This window comes from Mycobacterium sp. (assembly GCF_035314665.1).
Lineage (GTDB): Bacteria > Actinomycetota > Actinomycetes > Mycobacteriales > Mycobacteriaceae > Mycobacterium.
In genome coordinates, this window is sequence record NZ_DATFZD010000453.1 from 40,041 (window position 1) to 50,019 (window position 9,979).

General features: G+C 65.3%; 10 protein-coding genes. 7 read left to right on the forward strand and 3 right to left on the reverse strand.

The features are described 5' to 3' along the window. The first annotated feature begins 31 nt into the window (after positions 1–31). The 4 genes from VKI00_RS33215 (at position 32) to VKI00_RS33230 (ending at position 4,663) form a co-directional block, all read left to right on the forward strand. A complete protein-coding gene (locus VKI00_RS33215; protein WP_324447539.1) occupies positions 32–1,258 on the forward strand; it encodes a hypothetical protein in 1,227 nt (408 codons plus the stop codon). Between the two features lie 153 nt (positions 1,259–1,411). Beyond that, positions 1,412–3,412 (forward strand): Hsp70 family protein, encoded by a 2,001-nt coding sequence (locus tag VKI00_RS33220; RefSeq protein ID WP_324447540.1) that lies wholly within the window; start codon positions 1,412–1,414, stop codon positions 3,410–3,412. A 66-nt stretch (positions 3,413–3,478) separates the two neighbouring features. Then, positions 3,479–3,871: a hypothetical protein gene (locus VKI00_RS33225; protein WP_324447541.1), complete on the forward strand. Its 393-nt coding sequence runs from the start codon at positions 3,479–3,481 to the stop codon at positions 3,869–3,871. An 84-nt stretch (positions 3,872–3,955) separates the two neighbouring features. Further along, complete coding sequence (locus VKI00_RS33230) at positions 3,956–4,663, forward strand: cutinase family protein (RefSeq protein ID WP_324447542.1); 708 nt, start codon at positions 3,956–3,958, stop codon at positions 4,661–4,663. An 8-nt stretch (positions 4,664–4,671) separates the two neighbouring features. Here VKI00_RS33230 and VKI00_RS33235 read toward each other — a convergent pair whose 3' ends face one another. Next, positions 4,672–5,886 (reverse strand): cytochrome P450, encoded by a 1,215-nt coding sequence (locus tag VKI00_RS33235; protein WP_414687358.1) that lies wholly within the window; start codon positions 5,884–5,886, stop codon positions 4,672–4,674. A gap of 90 nt (positions 5,887–5,976) precedes the next feature. Here VKI00_RS33235 and VKI00_RS33240 point away from each other — a divergent pair, with 90 nt between their 5' ends. Continuing rightward, the gene (locus VKI00_RS33240) at positions 5,977–6,603 is read left to right on the forward strand and encodes a TetR/AcrR family transcriptional regulator (RefSeq protein ID WP_324447543.1); all 627 of its coding nucleotides are present in this window, start codon (positions 5,977–5,979) and stop codon (positions 6,601–6,603) included. 57 nt (positions 6,604–6,660) lie between these two features. After that, on the forward strand, positions 6,661–7,335 hold the full coding sequence (locus VKI00_RS33245; protein ID WP_324447544.1) for a hypothetical protein: 675 nt from the start codon (positions 6,661–6,663) through the stop codon (positions 7,333–7,335). A gap of 12 nt (positions 7,336–7,347) precedes the next feature. Here VKI00_RS33245 and VKI00_RS33250 read toward each other — a convergent pair whose 3' ends face one another. After that, entirely contained in the window at positions 7,348–7,911 is a 564-nt protein-coding gene (locus VKI00_RS33250; RefSeq protein ID WP_324447545.1) for a TetR/AcrR family transcriptional regulator, read from the reverse strand. Continuing rightward, positions 7,908–8,471, reverse strand: coding sequence for a TetR family transcriptional regulator (locus tag VKI00_RS33255; RefSeq protein WP_324447546.1), 564 nt, complete (start codon positions 8,469–8,471; stop codon positions 7,908–7,910). Before VKI00_RS33255 ends, VKI00_RS33250 begins: the two co-directional genes overlap by 4 nt. A 428-nt stretch (positions 8,472–8,899) precedes the next feature. Between VKI00_RS33255 and VKI00_RS33260 the strand changes: the two genes are divergently transcribed. Beyond that, positions 8,900–9,973: a type III polyketide synthase gene (locus VKI00_RS33260; protein WP_324447552.1), complete on the forward strand. Its 1,074-nt coding sequence runs from the start codon at positions 8,900–8,902 to the stop codon at positions 9,971–9,973. Positions 9,974–9,979: the final 6 nt, after the last annotated feature.

Below are 9,979 nucleotides of genomic sequence, written 5' to 3' on the forward strand. Positions count from 1 at the left end.
TTATAACATAGTCAGGACTATTTTTGGGGCCGTGACCCAATCTCGCTACGCGCAGCTGTCCCGCCAGGAATTGGCCGTGTTGGTTCCCGAGCTGCTGCTGATCGGGCACATGATCGATCGTTCCGGCATGGCCTGGTGTATCTCAGAGTTCGGTCGCGAGGAGATGGTGCAGATCGCCATCGAGGAGTGGGCCGGCGCCAGCCCGATCTACACCAAGCGGATGCAGCGGGCGCTGAACTACGTAGGTGACGACGTGCCCACGATCTTCAAGGGCCTACAACTCGACATCGGCGCGCCGCCGCAATTCATGGACTTCCGCTACACCATCCACGACCGTTGGCACGGCGAATTTCACCTCGACCACTGCGGTGCGCTGCTCGACGTGGAGCCGATGGGCGACGAATACGTCTTCGGGATGTGCCACACCATCGAGGACCCGACGTTCGACGCGACCGCGGTGGCGACCAACCCGCACGCGCAGATGCGTCCCATCCATCGGCCACCCCGGGTTCCGTCCGACCGGCATCCGCACTGCGCGTGGACCGTCATCATCGACGAGTCCTATCCGGCCGCCCAGAGCATCCCGGCGCTGGATGTTGTTGCCCAAACAAACGCCGCGACTTGGGAACTGGGTGCAATAGATCCGTCCGATGAAGGGTTGGCCGACTATTCGGGCCCGCTGGTATCCGACCTCGACTTCGGCGCCTTCTCGCATTCCGCGCTCGTGCGCATGGCCGACGAGGTCTGCCTGCAGATGCACCTGCTGTATCTGTCCTTTGCGATCGCGGTGCGAGCCCGCGCGGGGTCCAACGCCGAACTGGCCGCCTCGGTGGGCACCCGCCAGCTGATCGGCCTGGCCGGGCTCGGCGCGGAGCGCATCCACCACGCGCTGCACCTCCCTGGCGGGATCGACGGCGTGCTGCGGGTTTTCGAGTTGCATCCGCTGTTCAACCCGATTGGCTACGTGGACGCGGAGACATCGGGTCGGCTAGATGTCCATCCATCACCGGCCCATGACGATGCCGCGTGGATCTCGTTGTGCTCGCCGGAGTCGGTGCAGCCGTTGCAGGCGATCGCCACCGCGGTAAACCCGCGTATCGAGGTCCAGATCACGGGCAGTCATACTGACTGGACGGTCGAGCTCTCCGAAACCGACACTGCGGCAAGCGAGCTGCCGGAGGTGCAGATCGCCAAGGTCAGCGGCGGGTCGACGTTCCAGTTCCAGCCGAGGCGATCGCTGCCGCTGACGGTGGTGTGAGGCCGCCCAAATCTGTCAAGACATTGGGTGTATCACTTCGGTGACACAACAGCATCGAGCCCATACCGATCAGATTGCGCCCGACCGTCATAGCGCGCTCGCGGTTATGGTTAACGCTGGCCACCGACCGCTATCGACGAAAGTATTCGCTCTATGTATGACCCGTTGGGGTTATCGATCGGGACCACCAATTTAGTCGCGGTCCGCAGCGGGAAGTCACCCGTCTCGCGCCGCGCGGTGTTGACTCTTTTTCCCGATCGCGCTCCGGAACTCGGTGTGCCCGTGGCGGACCCGGATGGGGCCGACACCGGCACGCTGATGACCGGCTTCGTCGAGCGGGTCGGTGGGTCAAGCACGTTGATGTCCGCGGACGGGTCGACCCATGATCCTGCACTGCTGCTGGTGGAGGCCCTCGACGCGTTGATCACCGCGACCGGTGGCGATGCGTCGACGTCGAACATCACGATTGCCGTTCCCGCGCACTGGGAATCGCAAGCCCTGCGGGGACTGCAGGACGCGTTGTGCACGCACGCCGGCTTCGTCCGTGGCGGCATGTCACCGCGGCTGGTTTCGGATTCCATTACCGCGTTGACCGCGTTGAACTCCGATGACCGCCTGCCCGCCAACGGGGTGGTGGCGCTCCTGGATTTCGGTGGCACCGGCACCAGCATCACGCTGGCCGACGCCGCATCGGGCTTCACCCCCATCGCCGACACGGTGCGCTACCCGGAATTCTCCGGCGACCTCATCGATCAGGCGCTGATGGTTCACGTGCTCGAAAACGTCGGCCGCGCCAAAGGAATTGATCCCGCCAGTACCGGCGTCGTCGGCCAATTTGGCAATCTGCGAGAGGAATGCCGGCTGGCCAAAGAGCGGCTTTCCGACGCGACGGAGACCGAGCTGGTCGTCGAACTGTCCGGACAGTGTGCCAGCGTCCAGGTGAGTCGAGCCGAGCTGGAGAGCGTGATCGAAGATCAGCTCAGCGGCGTGCTGTCTGCGTTCGATGACATGTTGCGGCGCAGCCGAGTTCGCCGAAAGGATCTCGTCGCGGTGGCGATGTCCGGCGGCTGTGCCAAGATTCCGGTTGTCGCCCAGCGTCTTTCGGCACATGCCAAGGCGTCGGTGGTGACCGCAGTTGAGCCCGGGCTGGCCATGGCAGTCGGCGCGGTGATGCTCTCGGCGCGACAGCCGGTCGAGCAGCAGGAGGACGAGCTCGAATCGACGACGATGGCCGCGATGGTGGGTGCATCCACCGGCAGCTTCGCGGCGACGACCGGCACTTTCACCGCGTCCACCGACACGCTCGGTGCCTCGACGGGCTCGTTCGGCGTGCCCACCGGCACGTTTGACGACCCGTCCGAGACGCTTCACCAATTGGCCTGGTCGGAGGCCGACGATTCCTCCAAGGAACCGGTGGCCTACACCGGTGAGCCTTACGACGACGATGCCCGCGTTACCCCGTCTCAGCTCATGCAATTGCCGAAGTATGAGCCGCCCGAGGAGCCGCGCCGCGGAAATCGCTTGCCGCAGTTTTTTTTGGGCGTCGCAGCGCTGGTCTCGATGGTCGCCATCGGCGGGGTGGCGTTCACGCTGACAAGCTCGACCAGCCACCCGGTGCCCCCGGCGCCCACCAGCACGTCGGCCGCGCCGCCGCCGCTGCCCAGCTCCAACCCTCCATCGCCAAGCCTGGCGTCGCCCAGCCCGCTGCCGCCCCCGCCTCCGAGCACCGCGCCAGAGGCCACCGTCGCCCCGCCGGTCACCAGCGAGGTTCCGCCGCCTCCGCCACCACCTCCGGTGACCACGACCTATCGACCGCCGCCGCGCACCACGCAGCAGGCGACGAGCACCCCGACGACGACACCGCCGCCACCGACCAGCACCACCACAACCCCGACCACGCCGACGACGACGCCGCCGCCGCCTAGCACCACGACGAGCACGACACCGTCGGAGGTCATGACGACGACGTACTTGAAGCTCCCGTTCGTGCCGGTCCCGATCCCGGTGCAGGTGCCGGAGGGGCAGGGCGGCACAAACCAGCAGCCGCAGAGCCCCTACCAGCCGCAGAACCCATACCAGCCACAGAGCCCCTACGAGCCGCAGAGCCCGTACCAACCGCAGTATCCATACGGCGGTGGGGGGTACGGCTACTAGACGTGGCGCAAGTCGCCCGTTTTGCGCACACTGGGTGTTATCGGTGTGAGCTGCCAGGAGGCCGCAATGGACGATAACGGTCGGTTCGGATTCGATCCCGAGGACTTCGATCGGGTGTTCCGCGACGCCAGCGAGGGACTGCGCGAGGCATTCGACGGGATCAGCCGGTTTTTCACCTTTCCCGGGGATCGGGCCGGGTGGCCCGGTCTTCTCGAGGATCTGGCCCGCCGCATGAGGACCAGGCCGGAAACCGCGGGCGAGGCCGGTGACGGTGTCTGGGTGATCTACACCGTGAGCGACGACGGTGGCGCCCGGGTCGAAGAGGTGTACGCCACCGAACTCGATGCGCTGCGTGCGAACCAGGGCACCACCGACGCGACCCGCAAAGTCCGATTCCTGCCATACGGCATCGCCGTCAGCGTCTTGGACGGTTCGCAGGGTTCAGAAGACGTGCCCTAACCTCGCCGGTGCGGCTGCCGTACCGCGAGTTCGGCGACCGGAATAACAGGACACATCTGGGGGTACAGGGCAACAATGTTGACCATGCGCCTTCGCCAGATCGCTCGTTTCGTTGCTGTCGTGCTGCTAACCACCTGCGGGTTGCTGAGCGCGCCCATCGCCATCGCGGCCGCCCAGGGATGCCCCGACGTCGAGGCGGTATTCGCCCGCGGCACCGGTGAGCCGCCCGGTGTCGGCGGGATCGGAGAGCCATTCGTCGACTCGCTGCGCTCGGCAGTCGGTGCCAAATCGCTCGACGTGTATCCGGTCAACTACGAGGCCAGCAGCGATTTCGGCGACCGCATCGCGTTCGCGCAAAGTGTCGTCGACGGGATCAAAGACGCCAGCGGTCACATCGAGGCCACCGCGGCGAACTGCCCTAAGACGCGAATCGTGCTCGGCGGGTACTCGCAGGGCGCGGCCGTCGCCGGTTTCGTCACGTCGGCGTCCATACCAGCGGGGATACCGGCCGAGTACGTGGCCTTCCTACCCAAGCCGATGCCGCCGGAGATAGCCAACCACGTCGCCGCGGTGACGCTCTTCGGAAAACCGTCGGCAGCTTGGCTGCAAAACTACGGCGCACCGGCGATCACCATCGGCCCGCTGTATGTGCCCAAGACCGATGACTTGTGCGCTCCCGGGGACACCATCTGCGACGGCAATGCCGGCGGGGCGCCGAGCTTCGCGCATGCCGAATACCCGGTGAATGGCATGACGGCCCAGGCTGCGGATTTCGCCGCGAGCCGTCTGTAGCGTCAGGCTCACCAGGTGACCGGCAGCTCTTTCATGCCGTAAATGTCGGAGTCTTTGAATTGCAATGCATTCGGCGATACCGCCAATCTCAGTCCGGGTAGCCGCCGCGCCAGCGTCGCGAATGCGACCTGCATTTCGACTCGAGCCAGGTTGGCTCCGATGCATTGGTGCACACCGTATCCGAAACCCAAGTGTCCGCGGGTGTTCCGTTCGATATCGAAAGTCTCAGGCTCCTGGACGAATTCGCTGTCCCAGTTTCCGGCGGGCAGGTTCATCAAAACCCTCTCGCCGGCGCGGATCAACTGACCGCCGATCGTGAGGTCTTCCATCGCGATCCGATCCACTTGGGCATGCACGATGGTGAGGTAGCGCATCAGCTCTTCGATCGCATTGCCGATCACCGCTGGGTTGTCGGTTTGGCCCAGCCGCTCGAACACTTCCGGATGCTCCAGCAGCGCAACGGTTCCCAACGCGATCATGTTGGCTGTGGTCTCGTGGCCGGCCTGCATCATGATCACCGCGTTCATCGCCGCGGTCTCACGGCTGAGTTGGCCAATCGCGACGTAGTCGGTGACCAGGCGGCTGATCAAGTCGTCGCCGGGTTCGCGCTCTTTGCGCCCTACTAGCTCCTGTATATAGGCGAACATCGTCGCGAAGGCCTGCGCCTTTTGCTCCTCGGACGACTTCGTGTCCAATGCTAGTGAGGTGTTGTGCTGGAAGAGCCCGAGATCCTCGGGCGGCACGCCCAGCAGCAGCGCGATCACCAACGACGGCACTGGCAAGCCGAAGTCGCGCACGATGTCGGCCGGCGGCCCGTTGTCGATCATGGTGCCGAGGTAATGGTCGACCAGTTCCTGAATCTGCGGCCGCATTGCTTCGCAGCGCCGGAAGGTGAATTGGCTGGTCATCATCCGTCGTAACCGATGGTGCTCGGGATCGTCGATGCGGGCGAAGATGATTGGAATGCCTTCGTCGCTCGACGGCTTGATGGCAGACGAGATGGTGTCCGCGGACAGCCGCGGGTCGACCAGCGCGGCCCTGATGTCCTGATAGCGGCTCACCGACCAGACCGGTTGGCCGCCCCACATCGCCCGTCGCAGGCCGGGTTCTTCCCGCCACTTAGCGAATTCGGGTGGGGGCGCAAGTGGGCATTGCGCAGCCCGCGCGGCAGGTATGACCGGCAGGTCCGTCTCGGAGCGGGAATCGGAAGTTGTTGCCGTCACAGATGTTTCCCCATAAGTGCCAGTTGGCTGCCAATTACCTGAGCGTAGAACCCGCCTGATTGGCAGTCAACTGTCAGTTACGCTGTGGCTATGACCGCGGTTTCCGACCGTCCGTTGCGAGCGGACGCGGCGCGCAACGCCGAGCGGATCCTGCGGGCGGCGCGGGAGGTATACGACGAGCTGGGGCCGGACGCGCCCATCGAGGCGATCGCCCGCCGCGCGGGAGTCGGTGAGCGAACGCTGTATCGCAGGTTTCCGACGAAGGCCGAGCTGATCATGGCTGCGCTGGATCAATGCATCGCCGAGGACCTGACGCCGACAATCGAGGCCGTCCGGCGCGCCGATGACCCGTTGCGCGGTCTTGCCCAACTGATCGATGCGGCGATATCGCTGGGTGCCCGCGAACACAACCTGTTGACCGCGGCCCGCAGGGCGGGGTCGCTGACCCCCGACATCTCGACCTCGCTGAATGAGGCGCTCGGCGAGCTTGCCCGCCGGGGCCAGCAAGCCGGCGTCGTCCGCCCGGACCTGGTGGCCGACGATCTGCCGCGCCTGATCGCAATGCTGCACAGCGTGCTGTGGACGATGGATTCCGACAGTGACGGCTGGCGTCGCTACGTCGCCCTGCTGCTCGATGCGATATCGACCAGAGAACGCCAGCCGTTGCCCCGAGCGGCCGCTCTTCGTTTTGCACCGCCGAGTAGCTGGCCGCTGTGAAGCTCGGCTCGTTATCCGATCGTGACTATTTCTTGACTTGCCCGTAAGCTGCTCGCCGTGGGTCGTCACCGATTAGCCAACAGCCGGCGAAAAAGGCCGGTCGCCGTGGCTGTGGTGGCGGCTCCGGTCGCCGCCTTATTTGCCCTCGGTGGCAGTGCCTATCAATCCACCCCCCGCAGTGACGCCGATTCGGTTGCTGGTGCAGCCGCACCGTGCTGCGTGCAGGCGGTCGCCGCGACCGCACCGACGTCATCGCCGTGGGCGTTGTCGAGCGTGAGCGACGGTCCCGGCGAGATGGCACCGGCATCGAGGGCATCACGATGGCGAGCGGTTCCGCAATACGTCCCGCAGCTGCTGCCCGTAGGCCGCGCTCCGGAGCGGGGCCTCCAGGTCAAGACGATTTTGGCCGCCCGCCTCATCAGCGCGGTGTTCCCCGAGATCACGAACATGGGCGGCGTTCGACCGGACGCACTGCCATGGCATCCGCGGGGCTTAGCGATCGATGTGATGATCCCCAATCCCAGTAGCGCTCAAGGCATTGCGCTCGGGAACCAGATCGTCGCGTTCGCGCTGAAGAATGCGGATCGATTGTCCTTGCAAGATTGCATCTGGCGGGGCACTTACTACACCCCGAGTGGGCCATCAGGATCGGGCTACGGCCATTACGACCACGTCCACATCACCACCCATGGCGGCGGATACCCCAGGGGCGGGGAAGCCTACATCCGCTAAGCGCGTGAAGTCTTACGGCGCTGCCGGACCGGTCAGCAGCTGGCGAATCACCGGAGCGGCCCAGCGGCACAGTTCCTCGCGGCTGAGGTTGGCCACCGGCGGATTTACCAGCACGTAGCGCGTCATCGCGAGCCCGATGACGAAGGCGCCGGTCAGTCCGGCCCGCTGTACGGGATGGTCCGGAGTGGCGGTGACCAACTTGGGCGCGATCTGCTTCGCGAACACCTGCCGCAGTGTGTCGGCCGCGAGTTGGCTTGTCATCGCCGCCCGCAACAGCGCCACGAACGTCTGGTCTTCTTCCCACACCGCGAAGAATCGCTCCAACAAAACGTTCGCGACGTCGTCGGGATCAAGGCCCGACAGATCTGGCAGTTCGATCACGAAATCGGCTGCCGCCGCGAATAAGTTCTGCTTGCTGCCGAAATACCGGATCACCAGCGCCGCATCCACGCCGACGTCTGCCGCGACGGCGCGCAGGGTCGTGCGTTCATATCCTTCAGCCCCGAAACGGCGACGCGCTGCGGCCAAGATGTCGGCGCGGGTTCGGCTGGCGTTGCGAGGTCGTGCCGTGGTCATGCCGGTGCCGGCCCGACCAGGAGCTGCCGGAATACCGGGGCGGCCCACCGGCTGAGTTCTTCACGGGTGAGGCTGGCCACCGGCGGATTGGCGAGAACGGATCTGGTTGCGGCGAGCCCGATCACGAATGCGTCCGTCACCGCGATGCGCTTCATGTGGTTGTCCGGGGTGGCGCCCATCAGCGTGGGCGCAACATGTTTAGCCAGCGTCTCGTTCAACGTGTCGGCCGCGACCCGGCTCGTCATTGCCGCTCGCAACAGCGCTAGGAAGGCCTCGTCGTCCTCCCACACCGCGAAATACCGGGGCAGCAGCATGTCGGCGATGTCGTCGGGGTCGGCATTCGATAGGTCGGGCAGGTCGATCCTGAATTCGGTGGCCGTCGCGAACAAGTCCTGCTTGCTGCCGAAGTAGCGGATGACCAAGGCCGCATCCACTCCGACGTCGGCGGCGATGGCGCGCAACGTGGTGCGCTCGAACCCCTCGGCCGCAAATCGACGGCGCGCGGCGGCGAGGATGTCGGCCCGCGTCTGAGCAGCATCGCGAGGGCGGGTCACTGCCATCCTGAAACTGTATATGTCACCGGCCGTTGACACGGCCTGAGGGCAGGCGTATCTTCCAAGTCACCGACTGTTGATAAAAGTCATCGGCCGTTGAAATTAGCTCTAAGCAGGGCAGGTGGTCCCGATGGCTGACGACATCAGACAAATCACCCGCCCGTCGGCATCCCAAGCGAACCAACTAGCGGCCTCGTTCGTGATAAATGCGAGGGCGTTTTCGGGCCGAGGTTCGGACAACCTGTGGCCACCGCTGGTGGATGCCCAAGCTGCTGGCCCGACGTGGTTCGGGGACAGCGAAAGACGAGCCGTCCACGTGCCGAGGGGTCACGTGGGCGACCCGCCAAGTCAAAGGCGGCAACGACGCCGGCAAGGAACGCGCTCGCAGAAGGGTAACTAACGTGACAAAGTCATTAAGCCGCAACGAGTTTCGTGTGCACACCGCTGGCAGCGTCATCGCCGGTGTGCAGGGCGCACTGCCGGAGCACCGGTACGCCCAGCAGGAGATCACCGAATCGCTGGCCGCACTACCGGCTTTCGACGGATTAGGAGACGTGCTGCGCAAACTGCATGCGAGCTCCAAGGTCGATAGCCGCTACTTGGTGCAGCCCCTCGAGAACTACGCGTCGCTGACCGACTTCGGCGACGCGAACAACATCTTCATCGAGAACGCGGTCGAGCTGGGTTGTGCCGCGCTGACCGCAGCGCTCGATGAAGCCGGACTGCAGCCGCACGACGTCGACGTCATCTTCTCGACAACCGTCACCGGTATCGCCGTTCCGTCCATCGACGCTCGCATCGCCACACGGTTGGGCCTGCGACCGGATGTGCGCCGGGTGCCGTTGTTCGGGCTGGGCTGCGTCGCGGGTGCCGCGGGGGTGGCCCGCCTCAACGACTACTTACGCGGTGCGCCCGACGACGTCGCGGTCTTGGTGGCCGTCGAGCTGTGCTCGCTGACCTACCCCGCGGCCGGACGTTCGATCGCCAGCCTCGTCGGGACCGCGCTGTTCGGCGACGGCGCCGCGGCGGTGGTTTCCGTCGGCGAACGCCACGCAGAGAAGATCGGCGCCACGGGCCCCGAGGTTCTGGGATCCCGTAGCCACCTCTACCCCGACTCGCAGGGCACGATGGGCTGGGATGTCGGTTCGTCCGGATTCGGACTCATCCTTTCTCCGGACGTCGCGTCGGTCGTCGAGCGGTATCTGCCCGACGACGTCACGAATTTCCTTGCCGCACACGGTCTGAACATCGCCGATGTTCCTACCTGGGTGAGCCACCCTGGCGGCCCGAAAGTCATCGAGTCGATCGTCGGCTCGCTCGGATTACCCGACGACGCACTGGAATTGACGTGGCGTTCGCTCAGCGAGGTCGGTAACCTCTCGTCAGCATCGGTGCTGCACGTGCTGCGCGACACCATCGCCAAGCGCCCGGCCGCGGGCAGTCCTGGGCTGATGCTGGCCATGGGTCCTGGCTTCTGCTCCGAACTCGTGATGCTGCGCTGGCGCTGATTCCGA

Coding starts and splice junctions, on each gene's coding strand:
- VKI00_RS33220 (WP_324447540.1), top strand. CDS start 1,412: ATGTATGACCCGTTGGGGTTATCGATCGGGACCACCAATTTAGTCGCG.
- VKI00_RS33225 (WP_324447541.1), top strand. CDS start 3,479: ATGGACGATAACGGTCGGTTCGGATTCGATCCCGAGGACTTCGATCGG.
- VKI00_RS33230 (WP_324447542.1), top strand. CDS start 3,956: ATGCGCCTTCGCCAGATCGCTCGTTTCGTTGCTGTCGTGCTGCTAACC.
- VKI00_RS33240 (WP_324447543.1), top strand. CDS start 5,977: ATGACCGCGGTTTCCGACCGTCCGTTGCGAGCGGACGCGGCGCGCAAC.
- VKI00_RS33250 (WP_324447545.1), bottom strand. CDS start 7,911: ATGACCACGGCACGACCTCGCAACGCCAGCCGAACCCGCGCCGACATC.
- VKI00_RS33255 (WP_324447546.1), bottom strand. CDS start 8,471: ATGGCAGTGACCCGCCCTCGCGATGCTGCTCAGACGCGGGCCGACATC.